Raw genomic sequence first — 20,414 nt, 5'->3', positions numbered from 1 at the left:
CCTCACAAGAAGGACGCCGTTTTCGAGAATGCACCAGGCCAATCCTCCATGAGAAAACTCCATGTCCCCGCTTTCCGCGCTGGTGCTACAGGCTTCCGGTCTGCATCGTTCCACCGCCGTCACGGCGCTGCACCACCTGGGCTACAGCTTCCTGTCCGAGGTCTCGAGCAACGCGTTCGCTCTGGACCGGTTGCGCAGCCAGGGCGGCGTGCATTTGCTGATCTGCGACGTGCGCATCGACCCGGTGGCCCGCCTGGAATTTCTCCAGACGGTGGCCCGCGAGCGGCTCGCCCATGGCGTAGTGGTCAGCGGCGAAATGGCGCCAGGCACCTGGAGCGCCCTCTCCCACCTGCTGCAACTGCAGGGCATGAAGGTGTTCTGGCTGGGCAACGAGGCGGCGACGCTGGAGCGTCTGCGCGCCCTGCTCGCCGATTTCCAACCCCGGGAAGAGCAGCTTGGCCTGCCCCTGAACGAAACCACTGGGGACGACGAAGGCGAAGCCGCCAATCTGCCCTCCCATGGGCGTCTGCGCGCCCACCTGCAGCCCAAGGTATCCGTGGCCACCACGCAGGTTTATGGATTCGAGGTACTGGCGCGCTGGCAACTGGAGGACGGAAGCATCCTGCTCCCCAGCGAGTTCCTACCGGGGCTGCGGCGTGCCGGCAAGCTCGACAGCATGCTCTTCGAACTGATGACCCAGGCCGTCGAGGCCCTGCGATGCCTGGGGAACAACGAGCTGAAGCTGTCCTTCAACCTGGAAGCCGAGCAGATCGCCCAGACCGACTTTGCTGCCGCTGTAGACCGCAACCTGCGGGCCCTGGACTTCGATCCCCGGCGAATCACCTTCGAGCTGACCGAGAGCTCGCCGCTGCACGCACCACCACTGAGCCTGGAAAACGTGCTGCGCCTGCGACTGCTGGGGTGCGGCCTGGCCATCGACGATTTCGGCTGTGGCCACTCCACCCTGCAGCGCCTGATGGAACTGCCGTTCACCGAGATGAAGCTTGACCGCCACCTGGTGGCTGACGTGAACAACGGTGATCCGCGCCGCCTCATCGTGCTGCGCAACGCCCTGGCGCTAGGCCGCGAACTGGGCCTCAAGGTCATTGCCGAGGGCGTGGAGAACGCCGCGCAGCTTCGTCAGTTGCAGCAGCTGGAGTGCGATTGCGCACAGGGGTATCTGTTCGGCAAGCCGATGGATGCCAGCCAGGTCGGCACCTTCCTGCGCGGCGCGCCCCCACGCCTGCAGAAACTGGAAGCGGTGCAGGCGATACGCCCGGCGCAGTGAAAGGCAGATAAAGAAAACGGCTGTTGCGGACTTCCTGTCCGCAACAGCCGCCTGGATTGTCCTCAGCAAAGGACTGAAGGATTGTAGGCCAATTGCCATCAGCGATTCTTCCCATTTCTCCCGCATACAGGATTGTTTGTAAACGCAGCGAAGCCTTGCGCGTTCGCCCGTTGATTGGCCCGTTCGCGGCATCCCCAAGGCAGGTTTTGGCGTTCGCCCGTCGCTCCGCCGCCTGGCGCTGCAGGAACGTGACCTCGATCACCCGTACGAGCGCTGGCCCCACGCTGAACTGTCTGGTTAACTCGCCGATCCCGTGCTGGATGCCAGCGTCCCCTCCTTCTGTTTTGGCGATCGATCCATGTCCCAGTCTTCCGCCCGCTCGCCCGGCCGTTCCGTCCTCCGCGCCGCCCTGACCACAGGCAGCCTGCTCGTCGCCTGTGTAGTCGGCTTCTTCATCTGGCAGGGCTTCTATCCGGTGCAGAGCGCCGACGGCTGGTTCTACGAGGTGCTGCACGAAGACGTGCAGAAGGCCGCCTCGCTGGTGCCACTCCCCGATGGTGGCCTGCTGGTCAGCCAGGAGCTCAAAAATGGCAAGGGCAACATCCTGCACATCGCCGTCGACGGCAAACGACGGGTCATGATCGATGGCCTGTCCAAGCCCGACGGCATGATCGCTGCACAGGGCGGCTGGGTGTTCAGCCAGGAAATCGACAACCGCCCCGTGCAGTTGCTCAAGGATGGCAAGGTCAGCGACCTGTTCATGGGCAATTCCGTGCAGGGCCTGTGGAATGACGGCGACTACCTCTATGCCATCGAAGACAGCCACGACAACGGCCGCCTGCTGCGCTATCGCTGGAGCGACGGCGAGTTGACGGTGCTGCGCCAGCACCTGCAGGAAACCGAGTCCATCACCCGCTGCACCGATGGCAGCCTGCTCTACTCCGAAAAGGAAAAGGGCCTCGTGCACCGGTTCAGCGAAGACGGCAAGGACCCGGTACTGCTGTCCGGACTGAACAAGCCCACCTTCCTGATGTGTGACGAGCATGGCCTGTGGATCAGCGAAGACTCCACCCATCGTGCGCGCCTGCTGCTCTGGGACGGCAAGGGCGAACCACGCACCATCCTCTCGTTCCTCAAGGCGCCGCAGTCCATCGTGCCCGATGGCAAGGGCGGCTACCTGCTCGCCGAAGGCGGCCGCGACCGCGTGCTGCAGCTCACCCCTACCCGTTGACGGCGGGCGGCAGCGCGCCGCCCTACTCCACCAGCCGAGGCATCGCCTCGGCCAGGGCATCGATGGCCAGTCGCACCTTGCGTGGCAATTGCGCGGTCTGCAGCCAGGTCGCGTGGACGTCGTAGAGGTAGCCGGGCTGCTGCGGCAGCAACTCCTCCAGTTGGCCCGCAAGAAGGGCTTCGCGCACCAGCCAGTAGGGCAGCCACGTCAGGCCCATGCCGCCAATCGCCGCGTCGGAGATGGCAGCCAGGTCATCGAAACGCAGCCGTGAAATCGGCGCGAAGGCTTCGGGCAACTGCCCTTCTCGGGGGAACAACCAGGGATTTATCCGTCCGGAGCGGTGGTAGACCAGCAACCGGTGCGCGGCCAGCTCCTCGATGCTCTGCGGCCGCCCCTGCACATCCAGGTAGCCCGGCGCAGCGCACACCACCATGCGCTGGCGGCCGATGCGGCGTGCAATGACTCCGTCCCTGGGCTGGGGTTCGCCGGTGCGGATGGCCAGGTCGATCTGCTCCTCGGCCAGGTCCGTCAGGCGGTCGCTGAAGCGCAGGTCCAGCTCCAGCTGCGGGTAGCGTTGCGCCAGCTCCAGCAGGACCGGCGCCACGCAACGCCGGCCAAAGTGCACCGGCAGGGCCACCCGCAGCCTGCCGCGAGGCTCGGCTACCTCGCCGCTGGCAAGGATGTCCGCCGTCTCGACATCGGCCAGCAGCGCGCGACAGCGCTCATAGTAGATCCGCCCCGCCTCGGTCAGGCTCTGCCGGCGCGTGCTGCGCATCAGCAACTGTACGCCCAGGCGCTCCTCGAGGAAGCGCACGTGCTTGCCCACCATAGGCGCGGACATCTCCAGGGTCTCCGCGGCCGCCGCAAAGGAGCCGAGGTCCACCGCACGAACGAAGACTTCCATGCTGGTCAGACGATCCATTCGAAACTCCTGATTTCGACTAACCGCTTTTATACGCCATTTATCCGCTGACAACCTTCGCAGATAGTGGCTTTACGTCAAATCAATTTCGTATTGGAGCATCACATGGAAAGACCCACGGCACGAGCCATTCGCTTTCATCGGATCGGTGGCCCCGAAGTTCTGGGCATAGAGCCGGTCGAGATTCGCCAGCCTGGGCCGGACGAAGTCAGCATCCGGGTCAAGGCGTTGGGGCTGAACCGCGCGGAGGTCCTGCTGCGGACCGACCGCTACATCGAAAGCCCGCAGTTTCCCTCTGGCCTGGGCCTGGAGGCCACCGGCGTGGTCGAGGCCGTGGGCAGTCAGGTGCGCGGGTTTGCCGTGGGAGATGCGGTGAGCGTCCTGCCGCCGACTTCGATGAGGCAGGAACCGACCCACGCCGAATACCTGGTCGTTGCGCAGTCCCGCCTGGTGAAGAACCCGCCGGGGCAAGCCTGGACCGACGCCGCCGCCACCTGGATGCAGTACCTCACCGCCTATGGCGCGTTGGTTCAGGCCGCCGGCCTGCGCGAGGGCGACTTCGTCGTCATCACCGCCGCGTCCAGCAGCGTTGGCCTCGCCGCCATCCAGATTGCCCGGCGCATGGGCGCGGTGCCCATCGCCGTGACGCGCACCTCGGCCAAACGCGAAGCGCTGCTGCAGGCGGGCGCCGCCGAGGTCATCGCCAGCGAAGAAGAGAACTTGCGCTCGCGCCTGTTCGAGATCACCGGCAAGGCCGGCGCACGGGTGGTCTTCGACCCGGTGGGCGGGCCGATCTTCGAGCCGCTGACGGCTGCCATGGCCGAGGGCGGCATCCTCATCGAGTATGGCGGCCTGAGCCCCGAGCCCACGCCCTTCCCGCTGTTCGAGGTACTGAGCCGCTCGCTGGTGCTGCGGGGCTATCGGGTCTACGAAGTGCTGCAAGACCCTGTGCGCCTGCGCGAAGCCGCCGACTTCATCTACACCGGCCTGGCGGATGGCTCGCTACGCCCGGTGATTGCCCGCACCTTCGCCTTCGACGAGATAGTCGAGGCCTACCGCTATCTGGAATCCAACCAGCAGTTCGGCAAAGTCGTGGTCACCCTGTAGCCTTCGGATACACTGCCCCGGCGCGGCTCCCCGCCGCGCTGCATGCAGCGGAGCCGAAATGCCAAGGGAAAATTTCAACGACCTGATTGCCTTCGTCACCGTCGCGCGCGAAGGCAGCTTCACCAAGGCAGCGGCGCAACTGGGCGTCTCCCAGTCGGCGCTGAGCCACACCATCCGCGCGCTGGAAACCCGCCTCGGCCTGCGCCTGCTCAGCCGCACCACTCGCAGCGTTTCCCCCACGGAAGCCGGCGAACGCTTGCTGCAGACGCTGGCGCCGCGCTTCGAGGAGATCGAAGCCGAGCTGGCGGCCCTCAGTGACTTTCGCGACAAGCCGGTCGGCACCCTGCGCATCACCGCCGCCGAACACGCGGCCAGCACCGTGCTCTGGCCGAAGCTGGCGGCCGTGTTGCCGGATTACCCGGATATCAAGGTCGAGGTGAGCATCGACTACGGACTGACCGATATCGCCGCCGAACGCTTCGACGCTGGCGTGCGCCTGGGCGATCAGGTGGCCAAGGACATGATCGCCGTCCGTATCGCCCCGGACCTGCGCATGGCAGTAGTCGCCAGCCCGAGCTATCTCGCCCGCAAGGGCCGCCCGCAGGATGTCCCTGCACTGGCGGGCCACGACTGCCTGAACCTGCGCCTGCCGACCTACGGCGGGCTGATGGCCTGGGAATTCGCCAGGGACGGTCATGAAGTGAAGGCGCGAGTCGAAGGCCAGCTGACCTTCAACAGCAGCCCGCACATCCTTCGTGCGGCGCTGGATGGCTTCGGCCTCGCCTACCTGCCCGCCGACATGGTCACCGAATACGTCGCCGCCGGGCGCCTGGAAAAAGTGCTGGAGGACTGGTGCCCGACCTTCCCCGGCTACCACCTCTACTACCCGAGCCGGCGGCAGAAATCCCGCGCCTTCTCGGTGCTGGTGGACGCGCTGCGCCACCAGGAATGAAAGCCGGGCGCATCATGCGCCCGGCATGCCCCCGTCAGAGCGTGGCCAGGTCGATGACGAAGCGATAGCGCACGTCGGAGCGCTCCATGCGCTCGAAGGCATGGTTGATCTCGTCCATGCGGATCATCTCGCACTCCGGCAGGATGTTCTTCTTGCCGCAGAAATCGAGCATCTCCTGGGTCTCGGCGATGCCGCCAATGGGCGAGCCGGCGATGCGTCGGCGTCCCAGCAGCAACGGGATGCTGCTGATGTCGTCGATGGGGCCGACCTGCCCGACCATGACCAGCGTGCCGTCGATGTCCAGCAGTGGCATATAGGGCTTCAGGTCATGCTTCACCGGCACGGTGTCGATGATCAGGTCGAAGCTGTTCGCCGCCGCCTTCATCGCCTGGGCGTCGGACGACACCAGCAGGGCATCGGCGCCCAGCTCCAGTGCGTCGTTGCGCTTGTCCGCCGTGCGGCTGAGCACAGTGACGGTGGCGCCCAGGGCGACCGCCAGCTTCACCGCCATGTGCCCCAGGCCGCCGAGACCGATCACGCCCACGCGGCTGCCCGGCCCGACATTCCATGTACGCAGCGGCGAATAGGTGGTGATGCCCGCGCACAAAAGCGGCGCGGCCTTGCTCAGGTCCAGCCCGTCCGGCACACGCAGGACGAACTCTTCACGCACCACCAGTTGTCTGGAGTAACCACCCTGGGTCGCTTCGCGGGTGAGGCGGTCCACGCCGTTGTAGGTCTGGGTATTGCCTTCTCGGCACAGCTGCTCCTCGCCCTTGCGGCACTGATCGCACACCTGGCAGGAATCCACCATGCAGCCCACCGCCACGGCGTCGCCGACCTGGTAGCGGCTGACCTTCGAGCCGACCGCAGTGACCCGGCCGACGATCTCATGGCCCGGCACCATCGGGTAGCGGCTGAAGCCCCAGTCGTTGCGGGCCTGGTGCAGGTCGGAGTGGCAGACGCCGCAGTAGAGGACGTCCATCGCCACGTCGTTGTCGCGCAATGCACGACGCTCGAAGGTGAAGGGCGCGAGCGGGTCCTGCGGGTTCTGCGCGGCATATCCAAGGGTCTTCATCGATAGGGCTCCTGACGCTTCGGATGGGTCGGTTAAGAGAAAGTGCTCAACGGGCCGGACGGCCTTCGACGGGATAGGCAGGATCGCTGTAGCCGGGCGTGGAGGCATGGCCGGGCGGCACCAGGCTGTCCACGAAGGCTTCATCCTCGGCGGTCAGTTGCAGGTCCAGCGCCGGCAGGTAGCCGTCCCAGTGCTCCTCCGTGCGCGGGCCGGCGATGAGCGAGCTGACCAGCGGATTGTTCAGCACCCAGGCCAGGGCGAAGGCCGCTGGCGTGGTACCCCGGGCGACGGCGTGCTCGGCGATGCGCTGGGCGATCTGCAGGGATTCGGGCCGCCATTCGGTCTGCTGGATGCGCTTGTCGCCACGGCCGACGCGGGAATCCGCTGGCGGCTCGGCACCGGGCCGGTACTTGCCGGTGAGCACACCGCGGGCCAGCGGGCTGTAGGGCACCACGCCGATGCCGTAGTGCCCGGCGACCGGCAGTTGCTCGACCTCGGCGGTGCGGTCCACCAGGTTGTACAGCGGCTCGCTGCAGATCGGTCGGTCCATGCCCAGCTGGTCGGCCAGGCGCACCACCTCGGCGATGCGCCAGCCGCGGAAATTGGACAGGCCGTAATAGCGGACCTTGCCCTGGCGGATCAGCTCGCCCACTGCGCGCAGCCCTTCTTCCAGCGGCGCATCGACGTCGGTGCGGTGGAAATAGAGGATGTCCAGGTAGTCGGTGTCCAGTCGGCGCAGGCTGTCCTCCACCGACTGGTAGATCCACTTGCGCGACTGGCCGCGGTGGTTCGGGCCATCGCCCAGGGCGTTGCCGAACTTGCTGGCGATCACCCAATCATCGCGGCGGGCGGCCACCGCGCGGCCCACCACCTCTTCGGAGCGGCCCTTGTGATAGACGTCCGCAGTGTCGAGGAAATTGACGCCCTGCCCGAAGGCCTTGTCGATGATGCGCCGCGAAGTCGGCTCGTCGGTCTCGCCGCCGAACATCATGGCGCCCAGGCACAGGGGCGAGACTTTCAGGGCGCTGCGGCCCAGGTAACGGTATTGCATGGAGTACTCCTCAGGCGGCGTCGCGCTCGGCGAACACACGGCGGGCGACGCCCAGCGCGGTGGAAGCCGTGGGCCAGCCGGAATAGAAAGCCAGGTGGGTGATGGCCTCGATCAGTTCCTCGCGGGTCAGGCCGTTGTCCAGCGCCTTGCCCAGGTGGAAATGGAGCTCGTTGGCCTGGTAGCGCGCCACCAGGCTGGAAACCGTGACCAGGCTACGGTCACGTGGCGAGAGGCCGGGGCGCTCCCAGACATCGCCGAACAGCACCTGGTCGGTGTAGTCGGCCAGCGCCGGGGCGATGTCGCCGAAAGCCTTGTGGGCGGTGGAGGCTGGTTCGCTCATGGTGTGCTCCGCTTCGCTGATGAACTGGGGACCATGCTAGGCCGTGCCGGGCCGGTGATTAAGCGGCGAAACGCGCTTGGACCCATGAGGCAACCTCATGAATGCCCCGCCATAACCCATGAGTCAGGCTCATAGGCGAATGCGCTTTTGCCCGTCTAATCACCCCGAAAGTCCTTGAGTAAAGTCCATCCCAGACGTTTCGCCGGGCAATCCTGCCCTTCCCACTCCAATAGAGACATCAATGGACAAGCGCACACTGGGCCGTAATGGCCTGCAGGTATCGACACTGGGCCTGGGCTGCATGGGCCTGAGTTATGGCTACGGGCCGGCGGTCGACCGCTACGATGGCATCCGTTTGTTACGCAGGGCCGTCGACAGCGGCGTGACCTTCTTCGACACCGCCGAGGCCTACGGCCCCTTCGCCAACGAGGAACTGCTGGGCGAAGCCCTGGCGCCGGTGCGCGACCAGGTGGTGATCGCCTCCAAGTTCGGCTTCAAGGACGGTGACGTGTCCCTCGGACTGGACAGCCGTCCGGAGAACATCCGCGCCGTGGCGCACGCCTCGCTCAAGCGCCTGAAGACCGACCGCATCGACCTCTTCTACCAGCATCGGGTCGACCCGAACGTGCCCATGGAAGACGTCGCCGGCGCCGTCGGCGAGCTGATCCGCGAAGGCAAGGTGAAGCACTTCGGGCTCTCCGAAGCCGGCCCGCAATCCATTCGCCGCGCCCACGCGGTCCAGCCGGTGGCGGCGCTGCAGAGCGAGTACTCGCTGTGGTGGCGCGAGCCGGAAAAGGAAATCCTTCCATTGCTGGCTGAGCTGGGCATCGGCTTCGTGCCCTTCAGCCCCCTGGGCAAAGGTTTTCTCACCGGCGCCATCGACGAGCGCACCCAGTTCTCGGCCAACGATTTCCGCAACCTCGTGCCTCGCTTTTCGGAGGCAAACCGCAAGGCCAACGCCGGCCTGATCGAAGTGCTGGGCCACATCGCCCAGAGCAAGGGCGCGACCCGCGCGCAGATCGCCATTGCCTGGCTACTGGCCCGGCAGCCGTGGATCGTGCCGATCCCCGGTACCACCAAGCTGCATCGACTGGAGGAAAACCTCGGCGCGACCACCCTGGTACTGGACGCCACCGACCTCGGCGCCATCGAAGCGGCGCTGCGCGAGATCGAGATTGTCGGTGAGCGCTATCCGGCGCACCTGCAGCAGCGCGTGGGGCGCTGAATGCTCTCTAAGGTCTGACAGCGGATTGCCCCTGAAGGAGCGGGGCTCTGCCCGCGCGCCGCCGACAAGCCCGGCGCGCAGAGGCCAAGCATGAGGTCGCAGGCTCGTAGGGTGCACGGCGCGCCAACGCTTATCCGCCGCGGGTCAGAAGTCCCATATAGGTGCGAGCCCGCGAATGGCCCAGGCCCCTCCCTTCAACCGGAGGGGTCTGGTGTCGGCGCAGAATGGTTCGCGAGCAAGCTCGCTACAACTCACCCAGTGCCAGCGGGCGATACAGCGGCTCACTGGCCAGCACCCTGATGCCGGCTGGCGAGCTTTCCAGCAGACGGCGCTCGCTGTCGGCGACCTGCAACTCCAGGTCGAAATCCTGCCCGCCCAGGCCCTCGGCGATGGCGCGCACGGCGTCACGGGCCCAGGGCAGATCGGAATCGAAATGGCCGAGCAACTGGCCGTGGCGCTGGATAGTCAGGCGGTACTTGCGCATGGCGGACTCTCGCGAAATCGAAAGGGAAACTTGCTTTGTATCGAATCGAAACCTTGACAGAGCCTACCGTCCTGACGGATTTTGTCCAGGTAGTTTTTGGTCGATACCTTTTCCACACCCGAGAATCCCGTCATGAGCCTGCCCGCCGTTTCCCTCGACGCCCTCCTCACCGGCAAAGCCGTGCCCTTCACTCGCCCGGGCTCGCGCAGCGCCATCGCCAAGCAAGCGCGAAAGGCCCCTCTGGCGGTGACCACGCTGGGACTGGAGAGCGACGAGCAAGGCGACCTGCGCGTGCACGGCGGCATTGAAAAGGCCATCCACCACTACCCCCGCGAGCACTACGCCGCCTGGGTCGCCGAACTCGGCGAACACCCGCTGCTGTGCCAGCCCGGCGCGTTCGGCGAGAACTTCAGCACCACCGGCTGGACCGAAGCGGACCTCTGCCTGGGCGACCGCATCCGCGCCGGCACCGCCTTGCTGGAGGTGTCCCAGGGGCGCATGCCGTGCTGGAAGCTCAACGACCGTTTCGACGTAGCGCAGATGGCCCTGCGGGTACAGGAATCGGGGCGCACCGGCTGGTATTACCGCGTGCTGGAGGAAGGCACGGTGGCCGCCGGAGCGATACTGGAACTGGTCGAGCGGCCCCATGCCGAGTGGTCGCTGCAGCGGCTATCCGCCGTGCTGTTCGACAAGCGCGTGGACGTCGACGTCCTGCGTGAATGCCTGGAACTGCCTTTGCCGCCGAACTGGCGCCGCACCCTGTCGCGTCGCCTGGAAAACGGCGCGGTGGAGGACTGGAGCCCGCGCCTGGAAGGCAGCCAGAAGGCCTGACTCAGGACTCCACGGCGCGCGCCGGAACCTCTGCCGGCGCGCGGTGCAGACCGATGGCCCAGAGCACGCCGACTGTCAGCAGGACGATGGCCAGCGCCTCCACCGGGCCCGGCAGCCGCTGCTCGTTGAGGTAGGCATAGGCGCAGGCGAACAGCGTTTCGAAGACGATCAGCTGGCCGCCGAGGCTCATCGGCAGGCGGCGCGTCGCCGCGTTCCACAGGCCATTGGCGACCCACGAGCCGAAGATGGCAAGGAACAGCGAGACCCAGAGAAACACCATCCAGCGCTCCGCGGAAATGCCGGTCGGCACCGCTTGCGGCGCGATCAGCACACCCACGCCCGCCAGGACCAGGGCCATCACCCCCGTCACCACGCCGATCAGGGTCGACCACTCGTGGCTGTTGAAGTGGCTGGCCTTGAGGTAACGCGCATTGGCGGTGGCGTACCAGGACCAGCACACCACCGCCGAAAAGCCACACAGGATGCCGAGGAGGCGCTCGCCCGGCGTGCTGCCGGCGGCCATCAGCGCCGACGGATCGAGGTTGATGCAGAGGATGCCCAGCGCGACCAGCGCCAGCGGCATCTTCATCCGCGACAGCGGCAGCGAGTCGTGCTCCGAGCGGCTGCGGTAGCTGATCGCCAGCGGCATGATGCCGTTGATCAGCGAGGCCGCCGCCACTCCGGCGAACTGCACCGCTGCCGAGAGCAGCGCGAAATACAGCAGGTTGCCTGCCAGGGACAGGCGGATGAGCATCGACAGGTCCTCACGGCTGACCCGGCGCAGCAGGCCCAGTGCCACCGGCAAGGCAATCAGCAGCGAGATGGCGCCATACAGCGCAAAGCGCACGGAACTGATCAGCAGCGGGTTGAATTCCGGCACCAGCGACGGCGCGAGGATCACCCCGCCCCAGATTGCCCCTGCCATGCCTGCGTAGACCACCCCGCGCTTCATTCCAACAACCTCGATACTTCGGTGAATGCCCATAAGGAGCCGCCACGGTAGCGGTTGTGATAGGTTCTGACCAAGGATAAATCCGCACCAGGACATTCCCTGCAGGAATGCCTCTAACCTTTCACCGGAGAGCCGTCATCAGCCGTTACCTGCGCACCCTGCCGCCCCTGGAAACCCTCATCACCTTCGAGGCCGTCGGCCGCTACGGCAGCTTCACCCAGGCCGCTACCGAGCTGTTCCTCACCCAGAGTGCGGTGAGCAAGCAGATGCGCGCGCTGGAAGACAGCCTCAAGGTGCCGCTGTTCGAGCGCAAACCGCGCGGCGTCGCCCTGACCGCCGCCGGCGTCGAGCTGCTGGGCACCGTCGACATGCTCCTCGACCGCCTGCAACACAGCGTGCGGCGCATCCGCAACGTGCACCAGAGCAACGCCGTGTCGGTACTGGCGACCCATGCCATGGCGCAGTTCTGGCTGTTTCCCAGGCTGATCGAGTTCAACAAGGCGCATCCGGGCATTGCGGTGCACGTTCACGCGATCAACGAGATGGACGAGGCGAGCCTGGTGGATTTCGACCTGGGCATCCTCTACGGCGCGGGCGACTGGACCACGCTGGACAGCCGCTTCGTGCTGCCGGAAGTGGTCTACCCCGTCGCCCGGCCGGACTTCGATGCCACCCGCATCACCACCCTCGAGCAACTCGCCGCCGCCTCGCTGGTGCAGCTGGATACCTCGGCCTGGAGCTGCCTGGACTGGCACGACTGGTTCGGCCACTTCGGCAAGGACTACCAGCCGGCGGAGAGCGACCCGGTGTTCAACCAGCTCACCCTCGCCTACCGCGCCGTGCAGCAGGGCATGGGCATCGGCCTGGCCTGGGGTTTCATGGCGGACGAAGCGGTGGCCAATGGCGAGATGCAACGGGTGACCGATCTGGCCATGGTCACCGAGCGTGGCGAATACCTGGTGTCCCTGCGCCACCGCCAACTGTCGCCGGCGGCGAAGCTGTTCCATGACTGGTTGCTGGAGTCACTTGGGCTGGTCGAAACGACCGCGTAACCAGTCGATCACCTGCTCGACCGATGGTCCCTGCACGGCGGGCGGCACGGGCGCTTCGCCGAATTCGCGCCAGACGAACAGGGTCAGTTCGGCACCGTCGGTCTGGGTGGCGGCGTCTTCGCCATGAGCGAACCGAGTCAGCGAGCGATAGCGCGCATCGGCCCAGAACAATTCCTCTACCCAGGCGTATACCGGGATGAAATGGAAGTGGATGGGGAAGCCTGGCGAATGCCCGAAGCGGCCGATGTACAGCCATTTGGGTTGCAGTGTCTCTTCGAGGATGCGCTGGACTTTCGCCATCAACACGCCCATTTCCGCCAGCGCGGCTTCCGGCAGGTCGGCCAGCGACTCCACCGGCTGCTTCGAGCCGAGCATCAGGTAGCCCGGCAAGGCGGACGCCAGATGGTGGTTGAGCAGCCAGTGCTCGGTCTGGTGGATGATGTGGGTGGCAGGAATCTGCATTGACTGGCGTCCAGCGCAAAACGGGACGCCAGCCTAGCAGACCGACGCCTCAGGCGAGCGCGACCCAACCGCGGAAGGCGAAGCCGACATAGAAGGCCTCGATGCGGCTGAAGCCGGCCTCCCAGAGCAGCGCTTCGTCCTGCTCGGGTGTGAGGATGTTCAGGTGCGCATCCACGGCACTGCGAGCCTGCTGGGCGTTGGCCGGCTCCATGCCGGCGCTGACGGCGAACTCGGCATAGCGCGACAGCCAGCGCGCCCGCCCGCCCACGCCTTGCGGCACACAGAGGTGCGCCGTGACCAAGGCCGCTCCAGGCCTGAGCCGGGAGTGGATCTCCCGCAGCACCCGCAGGCGCTCCGGCTCGGGCAGGAAGTGCAAGGTCAGCAGGCAGGCACCGCCGTCGAACGGGCCCTCTGGCGCGTCTTCGATATAGCCCTGCAGCAGGTCGGCACGCTGGGCGTTCGGCCCGAGCATCTGGGCCGCCACCGCGAGCATCTCGGCGGAAGGGTCGACGCCGGTGAAGCGCCAGGCCGGCTGGGCCTCGGCGAAGGCTCGCAACTCCATGCCGCCGCCGGCGCCAAGCACCAGCAAATGGCCGTCGTGCGGCGCCTGCTCGGCCAGCAGGATCGCCGCCATGCGGTGCAGATCGAACAGGCCGGGCACGAAGCGCGGCGGGTTTTCCGCGTAGCGCGCGGCGGCGTCGGGGTCGTGGAAAGGGGCCATCAGTTCGGGGTGGTTCATGCAGATTCCCTTGCGTTTCACTCGCCAGCGAACAGCTTCTTCAGCTCCCGCTCGCTCACGGCCTTGGCCATGGCGGTGAGGAACACCTTGAACAGCAGCCCGCAGAACATCGCGGTCAGGGCGATGGTGAAGAAGGTCGCCACCAGCCAGTCGACCGGCGCCCAGCCGCTGGCGATCACTACCGGACGGTAGACCAGGGTGCCGGCGATCACCACCCAGTGGCTGAAGCAGTAGAAGCACTGGAACAGGTGGCCGACCTGCGGGTGGACTTTCCAGGCCAGCGCGCGCAACGGCGCGAACAGTTCCGTCTGGGTGACGGTCATGGACAGGGCGGAGGCGGCCATCGCCAGCGCAAGGCAGGTCCACAGCGCGCCGGCCAGCGGCGAGTTCAAGAGGTCGATCATGGGTGGGGTCCTGATGGATTGTGAAAAGGCTTCGAATATCTCGCTACTTTTAACGTAACTTGATTAAACACACAGGGTCAACGCCAGTCATCGACCGGCACGTCAGCCAGCAATCTCAGTGGTCTTTCGGGTAATGCGCGGTGAAGCGTTCGGCGAGATCGGCCAGGGACACCGCGCCCAGGCGCTCCAGGAGGATGGCGGTGGCCTGTTCCATGGCGTCCTGCAGTGCGTCATTGACCACCTTTTCCACCAGGCAGTCCGGGTGCACGTTGTCGAAACCCATGGCGAACAGGCGCTCGCTGCCCACCGCGCGGTAGACGTCCAGCAGCGTGACCTGGGCCAGGTCGCAGTCCAGCGTCCAGCCGCCGCCATGGCCCTTCTCAGAGCGCACGTAGCCCGCTTCGCGCAGGCCGCCCATGGTCCGCCGCACCACCGCCGGGTTGGTACCGAGCATCTGTGCGATGCGCTCGGAGGTCACGGGCTGGTCATCGCGGGCCATGTGCAGCAGCACGTGGAGCATGCGCGAGAGGCGGCTGTCGGTTCGCACGGCGGGGTCTCGAAGGTGGAGGCGCCTGCATCATCGCACCCTGCCGAGGCGCGGTTCAAACCCGTCTGCCGCTGGCATTACCCCGGGAATGGGCGACAATGTCGGTCACCCGCCCTCTTCCGCCTTCCCGCGAGCCTCCCGACCATGAACGATCTGTCCATCCAGCTGGTGCAGGCCGGCCCTGAACACCAGGACCTGATCCGCAACCTCTACCAGTACTACGCCTATGAGTCATCGGACTGGGAAGACGAAGACGTGGAGGTCGATGGCCGCTTCTACATTCACGAGGAGCACCTGGCGCGCTACTGGAGCGAGCCGGAGTGGAGCGCCAACCTGATTCTCGCCGACGGTTTCATCGCCGGCTTCCTGCTGGTGGAAGGCAGTGAGTTGCCGGGCATCGACGCGCTGGAACTGTCGGACCTGTTCGTGCTGAAGAAGTACCGTCGCATGGGGATTGGCCGCGCCCTGGCCAACCAGGTGCTGCTGGGCAACCCCGGCCCCTGGCTGGTGCGTTTCTACGCTCAGGACGAGGTGGCGGCGGCCTTCTGGAAAGCAGTGTTCGCCGACCTGCCGCGCCCGGTGCAGAGTGTCGAGCCAGGCGACGATCCGCAGCTGGTGAGCTACCTGATCAGCCCGGCCACGCACTGAGAACCCTGTACGCCAGGATCAGTCTTCTGTCATTTCCGATCATTGAGCGCGCTGCCGGACCGGCCGTATCGTCCTGAGTGAACAACAAGAACTCTCAGGAGGTATTCCCGTGACCGCACTGAACCTGCACCCCCAGGCCGCCGCTTCGCTGGCCAGCTGGCACCAGATGGTGGCTGCCAGGAATCTGTCCAACCTGCCGCAACTGCTGGCACCCAACGCGGTGTTCCGCTCGCCCATGGCGCACTCGCCCTACCCCGGCGCCCCGGTGGTCTCGACCATCCTCAACACCGTGCTGCAGGTGTTCGAGAACTTTACCTACCACCGCGAACTGGCCACCGGCGACGGCCTGAACGTGGTGCTGGAGTTCAGCGCCACGGTGAACGGCAAGGACCTCAAGGGCATCGACATGATCCGCTTCGACGAAGACGGCAAGATCGTCGAGTTCGAGGTGATGGTCCGCCCGCTCAGCGGCCTGCAGGCGCTGGGCGAGGAAATGGGCCGGCGCCTGGCACCCTACCTCGCGGCCGCCAAGGCGCAGACCGCCAGGAGCTGATTGCCCGCCACGGGGATTTCTGCTGGGATGAGCCATCACCCGCTTCAAGGAAATCCCCATGGCCTCCTATGAGGAACTCTTCTCCATCGGCGAAGGCTTCGACGCCTTCGTCGCCCACGGCCTGCCCGGCGAGATCGCCGGCGTGCGCAAGGTCCAGCAAGTGCTGGCCGAGCCCGGCAAGATCAGCGCCGATACCCTGCGCCGCATCCAGGCCGTCGAGGGCCGCTACCGCTTGCTGATCGCCGGCGAGATGTGGTGCCCGGACTGCCAGATCAACGTCACCGTGATGGACCATCTGCAGCGCCTGCAACCGCGAGTGGAATTGGCGGTGATCACCAAGGGCCGCGCCGAAGACGATCTGCGCGAGCGCATGGAACTGGATCGCATCCTGATCCCGGTGGCGCTGGTGCTCGATGGCGATTTCCAGCCGGTGGGGCGTTTCATCGAACGGCCGCAGGACGTGGTGGCGGGTGGCGATGCGCTCAAGCCGGCCTACCGCGCGGGCGAGTACCTGGAAAGCACGCTGCGCGACCTGCTCGATCTGTTCGAAAAAGCCGAAGGCCGCGCCTGAGCCCTCCTTGAAGGTCGGGCATGAACGCGCCTTGCCGGCGCATTCGCGGGCATGGCCTGCTCCTACAGAGGTGTAGGGCGTGATGTTCCGGCTAGCGTAGGAGCGGACTCCGTCCGCGATGACTTCGTCCAGATCCCTGCCCCGTCGGAGCGGTGATGAGCCGATCGCGGACAAAGTCCGCTCCTACCAGAAGCAAAAGCCCCGCAATGCGGGGCTTTTCCGTTCAGGCCAGGCGGATCACATCGAGTACTTGACCGTGAACATCAGGTTGCGCGGCTCGCCGTAGTTCAGGTTGCCGAAGCTGATGCCGCTGTAATAGTACTTGTCGAAGATGTTGTTGAAGTTCACCCGGGTATCGATGTTCTCGTTCACCTTGTAGCCGAGCATGGCGTTGGTCACCGTGTAGCCGCCCTGCTGGAAGCCGGTGGTGGTGTCCTCGGTCTGGCTCTGGGTCACCAGGTTGCCGCCCACGCGCCATTGGTGCAGTTCGCCCGGCAGGGTGTAGCTGGTGGCGAGCTTGAACAGGTGGCGCGGCTTGCTCGGGTCGAACTGTTTGCCGACGTTGTCCTCGTTGCTGTCGTGCTTGTACTTGGCATCGACGTAGGTGTAGCCGGCCATGGCCTGCCAGTTCTCGGTGAGGGCACCGCTGACTTCCATGTCCACGCCCTGGCTGCGCACCTTGCCCGAGGCGCGGGAGCAGTAGATCGAGGTCGGCGAGCTGGGGCACGGCGAGGGGCCGCTGGTGTCGTCGGTGGCGCGGTTTTCCTGGTCGATCTGGAAGATCGCCAGCTGGGTGTTCAGCGCACCGCCGAAGTGCTCGCCCTTCAGGCCGATCTCGTAGTTCTTGCCGGTGATCGGGTCGAGCAGGCTGCCACTGGCGTCGAATTTGCTCTGCGGCTTGAAGATGTCGGTGTAGCTGGCATAGACCGAGTAGACGTCGTTCAGGTCGTAGACCACTCCGGCGTAACGAGTGACGTTGCGAGTGACCTTCTGGGTGCCGGTGTCGTTATGCGGGTCGGCTTCGTACCAGTCCAGGCGCCCGCCGAGGATGACCTTCAGCGGGTCGGCGACGTTCAGGCGGGTGGTGACGTACGCGCCCTTCTGCTCCTGGTCGAGCTTCATGTTCCAGAGGCTCATGTCGATGTTCGGCTTCTGCACCGAACTCGGGTCCCACTTCGTCGGGTCGAACGGGGTGACCGGCGAGCCGTCGTTGTAGGTCAGGTCGCCCCAGCCGCCGTGGCCGTCGAAGCGCTCTTCGCGGTAGCTGCCGCCGAACACCAGCTCATGCTCGCGGCCGAAGGCCTGGAACGGGCCGTTGGCAAAGGCGTCGTAGCTCTGGTGGTCGTCGGTGTAGGCGTACTTGCCCGGCCCCTGGATCATGGTCGGGCAACCTTCGGTGTAGTAGCAGCTGTTGTACAGGCCGAGCATGTCGATGCGCGCCCACAGCTTGTCGGCGGCGACCTTCATCTGCCAGCCGTTATCGAAGCGGTGCACCACGTCGCCGAACAGGTGGGTGGTGGTGGTATCCCAGTAGGACCAGTCGGCGCCGTAGTAGTCGGAGCGCTTGAGGTCCAGGTGCCGACCACCCAGCGGCGCCGGCAGGCCCACCCAGTTGTCGTTCTTGTTGTCGTTCTGGTAGGACGCGCCCAGGGTCAGGGTGGTGTCCGGGTTCAGGTCGGCCTCGGTGATGCCGTAGAGCACGCCGCGCTCGCCGCTGACCACGTCCTGGAAGCTGTCGCGGGTCTCGTAGGCGGCCACCGCGCGACCACGCAGGGTACCTTCGCTGTTCAGCGGGCCGGAGACGTCGACCTGGCTGCGGTAGCGGTCCCAGGTGCCGGCGCTGCCTTCCAGGCTCATGTGGAAGTCCTGGGTCGGGCGCTTGCGCACCATGTTGACGGCGGCGGCCGGGTTGCCCGCGCCCTGCATCAGGCCGGTGGCGCCGCGCACCACTTCGACGCGGTCGAACATCGCCAGGTCCGCGGCGGAAATCACGTCCTGGGTGTAGGTGGAAATGCAGGTGGCAAGGCCGTCGTACATGATGTTGTCGACGTCGAAACCGCGCGCGGCATAGCTCACGCGTGCGGGGCCATATTGCTGGACGGTCATGCCGGTGACGCCGCGGATCGCATCGTCGAGGTCCTGCATGTTCTGGTCGTCCATCTGCTGGCGGGTGACCACGCTGACCGACTGCGGCGTCTCGCGGACGGTCATGTTCAGCTTGGTGGAAGTCTGCATCACGCCCGTGGTGTAGGAGCCGGTGCCTTCGGTGGTACCCGGCGCCACGCTGGCGGCGCCGACAATCTCGGTGGCGCCCAGGTCGACGCTGTCACTGCCCGACGCGCCGCGTGCGGTACCGCTGACCTGCGCGTTATTGCCATTGACCGTGCCTTGCAGGCCACTGTCCGCCAGCAGACGATCGAGTGCCTCGCTCGGCTCCATGTTGCCCTTGAGTGCCGGCGCGCCAACCTTGGCGATCTGGGCACGATCATAGGAAATCCGCATTCCGGTTGCGGATTGCAATTGCTCCAGGGAAGCGGCCAGGGGCTGCTTGGGCAGGTCGATGGCCACGGGGGCCGCCACTGCGGAGAGAGCAAAAGTGGAGAGACTGAGCAGGAGCGCTCCCGACGCTACGTCTTTCATCTGCTGAAGGATCCTTCGGTGCGAGGTTTGCGCTCTGGCGGCGCAATGACTCGGGTTGGCGAATGCCGACGTGGTGGACGCCAGCGGGGAGCCAAAGTGTATGCAGATGTAAATTCATTGTAAATGCGAATGGTTTGTATCTTAACTATTATTACCGCTCTGTGGTTCGCATCGCCCCCCTCTCCTCAAAACGCCGCACCGTAGTCGGGTTCGTCGTAGGAGCGGACTCCGTCCGCGATGACTTCGCCCAGCTCCCTGCCCATCGGAGCGTTGATGAATCAAGCGCGGTCGGGTTCGCTCCTACTCGCGCGTCTCCAGCATGAACTCGATGAAGGCCCGCACCCGCGACGGCACATGGCGCGCGTGCGGGTAGATCAGCAGGAAGGGCCGCGTCGTCTGGCCGTAGTCCTTGAGCACTTCCACCAAGTCGCCCCGCTCCAGTTCCTCCTGCACAGTGAAGCGATAGGCCTGCATCAGCCCGCCGCCGCACTTGGCCAGGGTCGCGGTGGCGAGGTAATCCTCCAGCACGGTGAGGCTGCCAGCCGTCTCGATTTCCACCGGCTTGCCGTTGACCTGGAACGTCCAGGGCACTCGGCGCCCGGTACTGGGCAGTTCGAACTGGATACATTCATGCCTGGCGAGATCGTCCGGCGTATGCGGCGTGCCGGCACGCGCCAGGTATTCGGGCGTGGCGACCACCACGTTCTCCGCCTCCTCGAGGCGCCGCGCCACCAGGCTGGAATCCGCCGGGTCGCGGCCACGGATGGCGAGGTCGTAGCCCTCGTTGGCGAAGTCGATATTGCGGTTGCTGACATGCACCTCCACCTGCACCTGCGGATAACGCCGGCGAAACTCCGGCAGCCGCGGGAACAAGCGGTAATGCGCGTAGGGCGTCGGCACGCTGATGCGCAGGCGCCCGGAGGCGATGCTCTGGCCGCCGCTGACCGCGCGCTCGGCATCCACCAGTTGGGTCAGCGCCTGTCGGCATTGCTCGAAGTAACCGCGGCCATCGTCGGTCAGGCGCATCTGCCGCGTGGTGCGGACGAACAGGCGCACGCCCAGGCGCTCTTCCAGGCGCGCCACCGAGCGGCTCACCGCGGCCGGCGTGATGCCCGCCTCGTTGGCGGCGGCGGTAAAGCTGCCGGTCTCCGCAGCCAGGCAGAACAACTCGATGCTGCCCAGTTGCAGATCGTCGAAATGGCGCGTCATGGCATGACCCAACTGATTACATGAAGTATCAATTCAAATGCCATCAGCCTCATTTTTCAATTGCTGATTGCAGCCTAGATTGGCCTCCAAGACGCGGGCACACCGCCCCGCCCCACTCTCGGAGACCTCAC

At 65.9% G+C, this 20,414-nt stretch carries 22 protein-coding genes; 10 read left to right on the top strand and 12 right to left on the bottom strand.

Translation table 11 applies throughout. The annotated features are described in order from the left end of the window. The first annotated feature begins 61 nt into the window (after window positions 1-61). Together MJ122_RS12690 and MJ122_RS12685 are read left to right on the top strand one after the other, a co-directional pair. Window positions 62-1,288, top strand: a complete 1,227-nt coding sequence (locus MJ122_RS12690) for an EAL domain-containing response regulator (RefSeq protein WP_239744416.1) — start codon at window positions 62-64, stop codon at window positions 1,286-1,288. Between the two features lie 358 nt (window positions 1,289-1,646). Continuing rightward, on the top strand, window positions 1,647-2,519 hold the full coding sequence (locus tag MJ122_RS12685) for a DUF5050 domain-containing protein (RefSeq protein ID WP_239744415.1): 873 nt from the start codon (window positions 1,647-1,649) through the stop codon (window positions 2,517-2,519). A 22-nt stretch (window positions 2,520-2,541) separates the two neighbouring features. Here the strand turns inward: MJ122_RS12685 and MJ122_RS12680 are convergent, their stop codons facing one another. Further along, on the bottom strand, window positions 2,542-3,441 hold the full coding sequence (locus tag MJ122_RS12680; RefSeq protein WP_088421710.1) for a LysR substrate-binding domain-containing protein: 900 nt from the start codon (window positions 3,439-3,441) through the stop codon (window positions 2,542-2,544). Between the two features lie 105 nt (window positions 3,442-3,546). Here MJ122_RS12680 and MJ122_RS12675 point away from each other — a divergent pair, with 105 nt between their 5' ends. Beyond that, window positions 3,547-4,548: a zinc-dependent alcohol dehydrogenase family protein gene (locus MJ122_RS12675; RefSeq protein WP_239744414.1), complete on the top strand. Its 1,002-nt coding sequence runs from the start codon at window positions 3,547-3,549 to the stop codon at window positions 4,546-4,548. A gap of 58 nt (window positions 4,549-4,606) precedes the next feature. Beyond that, window positions 4,607-5,500: a LysR family transcriptional regulator gene (locus MJ122_RS12670; RefSeq protein WP_088421708.1), complete on the top strand. Its 894-nt coding sequence runs from the start codon at window positions 4,607-4,609 to the stop codon at window positions 5,498-5,500. Between the two features lie 34 nt (window positions 5,501-5,534). Here MJ122_RS12670 and MJ122_RS12665 read toward each other — a convergent pair whose 3' ends face one another. The 3 genes from MJ122_RS12665 to MJ122_RS12655 are packed head-to-tail and all read right to left on the bottom strand — an operon-like array spanning window position 5,535 to window position 7,966. After that, window positions 5,535-6,575 (bottom strand): NAD(P)-dependent alcohol dehydrogenase, encoded by a 1,041-nt coding sequence (locus MJ122_RS12665; protein WP_239744413.1) that lies wholly within the window; start codon window positions 6,573-6,575, stop codon window positions 5,535-5,537. A gap of 46 nt (window positions 6,576-6,621) precedes the next feature. Then, the gene (locus tag MJ122_RS12660; protein WP_088421706.1) at window positions 6,622-7,626 is read right to left on the bottom strand and encodes an aldo/keto reductase; all 1,005 of its coding nucleotides are present in this window, start codon (window positions 7,624-7,626) and stop codon (window positions 6,622-6,624) included. Window positions 7,627-7,636: 10 nt separating this feature from the next. Next, the gene (locus MJ122_RS12655; protein WP_088421705.1) at window positions 7,637-7,966 is read right to left on the bottom strand and encodes a carboxymuconolactone decarboxylase family protein; all 330 of its coding nucleotides are present in this window, start codon (window positions 7,964-7,966) and stop codon (window positions 7,637-7,639) included. Window positions 7,967-8,207: 241 nt separating this feature from the next. On the opposite strand from MJ122_RS12655, the gene MJ122_RS12650 reads away from it, so the two are divergent. Next, a complete protein-coding gene (locus MJ122_RS12650) occupies window positions 8,208-9,191 on the top strand; it encodes an aldo/keto reductase (protein WP_239744412.1) in 984 nt (327 codons plus the stop codon). Window positions 9,192-9,435: 244 nt separating this feature from the next. Here MJ122_RS12650 and MJ122_RS12645 read toward each other — a convergent pair whose 3' ends face one another. Continuing rightward, complete coding sequence (locus MJ122_RS12645; RefSeq protein ID WP_239744411.1) at window positions 9,436-9,675, bottom strand: cytoplasmic protein; 240 nt, start codon at window positions 9,673-9,675, stop codon at window positions 9,436-9,438. A 132-nt stretch (window positions 9,676-9,807) separates the two neighbouring features. Between MJ122_RS12645 and MJ122_RS12640 the strand changes: the two genes are divergently transcribed. After that, on the top strand, window positions 9,808-10,506 hold the full coding sequence (locus MJ122_RS12640; RefSeq protein WP_088417049.1) for an MOSC domain-containing protein: 699 nt from the start codon (window positions 9,808-9,810) through the stop codon (window positions 10,504-10,506). 1 nt (window position 10,507) lies between these two features. On the opposite strand, the gene MJ122_RS12635 is transcribed toward MJ122_RS12640, so the two are convergent. Further along, complete coding sequence (locus MJ122_RS12635) at window positions 10,508-11,458, bottom strand: DMT family transporter (protein WP_088417050.1); 951 nt, start codon at window positions 11,456-11,458, stop codon at window positions 10,508-10,510. Window positions 11,459-11,565: 107 nt separating this feature from the next. Between MJ122_RS12635 and MJ122_RS12630 the strand changes: the two genes are divergently transcribed. Further along, window positions 11,566-12,510, top strand: coding sequence for a LysR substrate-binding domain-containing protein (locus MJ122_RS12630; protein ID WP_239744410.1), 945 nt, complete (start codon window positions 11,566-11,568; stop codon window positions 12,508-12,510). Here the strand turns inward: MJ122_RS12630 and MJ122_RS12625 are convergent. The 4 genes from MJ122_RS12625 to MJ122_RS12610 form a co-directional block, all read right to left on the bottom strand. After that, entirely contained in the window at window positions 12,481-12,972 is a 492-nt protein-coding gene (locus MJ122_RS12625) for an HIT family protein (RefSeq protein WP_239744409.1), read from the bottom strand. The two genes, MJ122_RS12630 and MJ122_RS12625, sit on opposite strands and share 30 nt — an antisense overlap. 49 nt (window positions 12,973-13,021) lie before the next feature. Next, window positions 13,022-13,711 carry a class I SAM-dependent methyltransferase gene (locus MJ122_RS12620; RefSeq protein ID WP_239744408.1) on the bottom strand — a complete coding sequence of 230 codons (690 nt, stop codon included), beginning with the start codon at window positions 13,709-13,711 and terminating at the stop codon, window positions 13,022-13,024. 17 nt (window positions 13,712-13,728) lie between these two features. Beyond that, window positions 13,729-14,115 (bottom strand): DUF1360 domain-containing protein, encoded by a 387-nt coding sequence (locus tag MJ122_RS12615; protein ID WP_239744407.1) that lies wholly within the window; start codon window positions 14,113-14,115, stop codon window positions 13,729-13,731. Between the two features lie 115 nt (window positions 14,116-14,230). Continuing rightward, window positions 14,231-14,662 carry an Rrf2 family transcriptional regulator gene (locus tag MJ122_RS12610; RefSeq protein WP_088417054.1) on the bottom strand — a complete coding sequence of 144 codons (432 nt, stop codon included), beginning with the start codon at window positions 14,660-14,662 and terminating at the stop codon, window positions 14,231-14,233. 144 nt (window positions 14,663-14,806) lie between these two features. On the opposite strand from MJ122_RS12610, the gene MJ122_RS12605 reads away from it, so the two are divergent. From MJ122_RS12605 to MJ122_RS12595, 3 genes are all read left to right on the top strand, one after another. Then, window positions 14,807-15,310, top strand: a complete 504-nt coding sequence (locus MJ122_RS12605) for a GNAT family N-acetyltransferase (RefSeq protein ID WP_088417055.1) — start codon at window positions 14,807-14,809, stop codon at window positions 15,308-15,310. Between the two features lie 109 nt (window positions 15,311-15,419). Then, window positions 15,420-15,863, top strand: a complete 444-nt coding sequence (locus MJ122_RS12600; RefSeq protein ID WP_239744406.1) for a nuclear transport factor 2 family protein — start codon at window positions 15,420-15,422, stop codon at window positions 15,861-15,863. Window positions 15,864-15,921: 58 nt separating this feature from the next. Then, window positions 15,922-16,434, top strand: a complete 513-nt coding sequence (locus MJ122_RS12595; protein WP_239744405.1) for a thioredoxin family protein — start codon at window positions 15,922-15,924, stop codon at window positions 16,432-16,434. A gap of 237 nt (window positions 16,435-16,671) precedes the next feature. On the opposite strand, the gene MJ122_RS12590 is transcribed toward MJ122_RS12595, so the two are convergent. Further along, the gene (locus MJ122_RS12590; RefSeq protein ID WP_239744404.1) at window positions 16,672-19,074 is read right to left on the bottom strand and encodes a TonB-dependent siderophore receptor; all 2,403 of its coding nucleotides are present in this window, start codon (window positions 19,072-19,074) and stop codon (window positions 16,672-16,674) included. Window positions 19,075-19,374: 300 nt separating this feature from the next. Then, a complete protein-coding gene (locus MJ122_RS12585; RefSeq protein WP_239744403.1) occupies window positions 19,375-20,283 on the bottom strand; it encodes a LysR family transcriptional regulator in 909 nt (302 codons plus the stop codon). Window positions 20,284-20,414 lie beyond the last annotated feature (131 nt).

Source organism: Pseudomonas sp. DP-17 (assembly GCF_022380625.1).
In the GTDB taxonomy this organism is placed as follows: Bacteria; Pseudomonadota; Gammaproteobacteria; order Pseudomonadales; family Pseudomonadaceae; genus Pseudomonas; species Pseudomonas nitroreducens_A.
This window is presented reverse-complemented; position numbering and strand designations above follow the sequence as displayed.

Coding starts and splice junctions, on each gene's coding strand:
- MJ122_RS12690 (WP_239744416.1), top strand. CDS start 62: ATGTCCCCGCTTTCCGCGCTGGTGCTACAGGCTTCCGGTCTGCATCGT.
- MJ122_RS12685 (WP_239744415.1), top strand. CDS start 1,647: ATGTCCCAGTCTTCCGCCCGCTCGCCCGGCCGTTCCGTCCTCCGCGCC.
- MJ122_RS12680 (WP_088421710.1), bottom strand. CDS start 3,441: ATGGATCGTCTGACCAGCATGGAAGTCTTCGTTCGTGCGGTGGACCTC.
- MJ122_RS12675 (WP_239744414.1), top strand. CDS start 3,547: ATGGAAAGACCCACGGCACGAGCCATTCGCTTTCATCGGATCGGTGGC.
- MJ122_RS12670 (WP_088421708.1), top strand. CDS start 4,607: ATGCCAAGGGAAAATTTCAACGACCTGATTGCCTTCGTCACCGTCGCG.
- MJ122_RS12665 (WP_239744413.1), bottom strand. CDS start 6,575: ATGAAGACCCTTGGATATGCCGCGCAGAACCCGCAGGACCCGCTCGCG.
- MJ122_RS12660 (WP_088421706.1), bottom strand. CDS start 7,626: ATGCAATACCGTTACCTGGGCCGCAGCGCCCTGAAAGTCTCGCCCCTG.
- MJ122_RS12655 (WP_088421705.1), bottom strand. CDS start 7,966: ATGAGCGAACCAGCCTCCACCGCCCACAAGGCTTTCGGCGACATCGCC.
- MJ122_RS12650 (WP_239744412.1), top strand. CDS start 8,208: ATGGACAAGCGCACACTGGGCCGTAATGGCCTGCAGGTATCGACACTG.
- MJ122_RS12645 (WP_239744411.1), bottom strand. CDS start 9,675: ATGCGCAAGTACCGCCTGACTATCCAGCGCCACGGCCAGTTGCTCGGC.
- MJ122_RS12640 (WP_088417049.1), top strand. CDS start 9,808: ATGAGCCTGCCCGCCGTTTCCCTCGACGCCCTCCTCACCGGCAAAGCC.
- MJ122_RS12635 (WP_088417050.1), bottom strand. CDS start 11,458: ATGAAGCGCGGGGTGGTCTACGCAGGCATGGCAGGGGCAATCTGGGGC.
- MJ122_RS12630 (WP_239744410.1), top strand. CDS start 11,566: ATGCCTCTAACCTTTCACCGGAGAGCCGTCATCAGCCGTTACCTGCGC.
- MJ122_RS12625 (WP_239744409.1), bottom strand. CDS start 12,972: ATGCAGATTCCTGCCACCCACATCATCCACCAGACCGAGCACTGGCTG.
- MJ122_RS12620 (WP_239744408.1), bottom strand. CDS start 13,711: ATGAACCACCCCGAACTGATGGCCCCTTTCCACGACCCCGACGCCGCC.
- MJ122_RS12615 (WP_239744407.1), bottom strand. CDS start 14,115: ATGATCGACCTCTTGAACTCGCCGCTGGCCGGCGCGCTGTGGACCTGC.
- MJ122_RS12605 (WP_088417055.1), top strand. CDS start 14,807: ATGAACGATCTGTCCATCCAGCTGGTGCAGGCCGGCCCTGAACACCAG.
- MJ122_RS12595 (WP_239744405.1), top strand. CDS start 15,922: ATGGCCTCCTATGAGGAACTCTTCTCCATCGGCGAAGGCTTCGACGCC.
- MJ122_RS12590 (WP_239744404.1), bottom strand. CDS start 19,074: ATGAAAGACGTAGCGTCGGGAGCGCTCCTGCTCAGTCTCTCCACTTTT.
- MJ122_RS12585 (WP_239744403.1), bottom strand. CDS start 20,283: ATGACGCGCCATTTCGACGATCTGCAACTGGGCAGCATCGAGTTGTTC.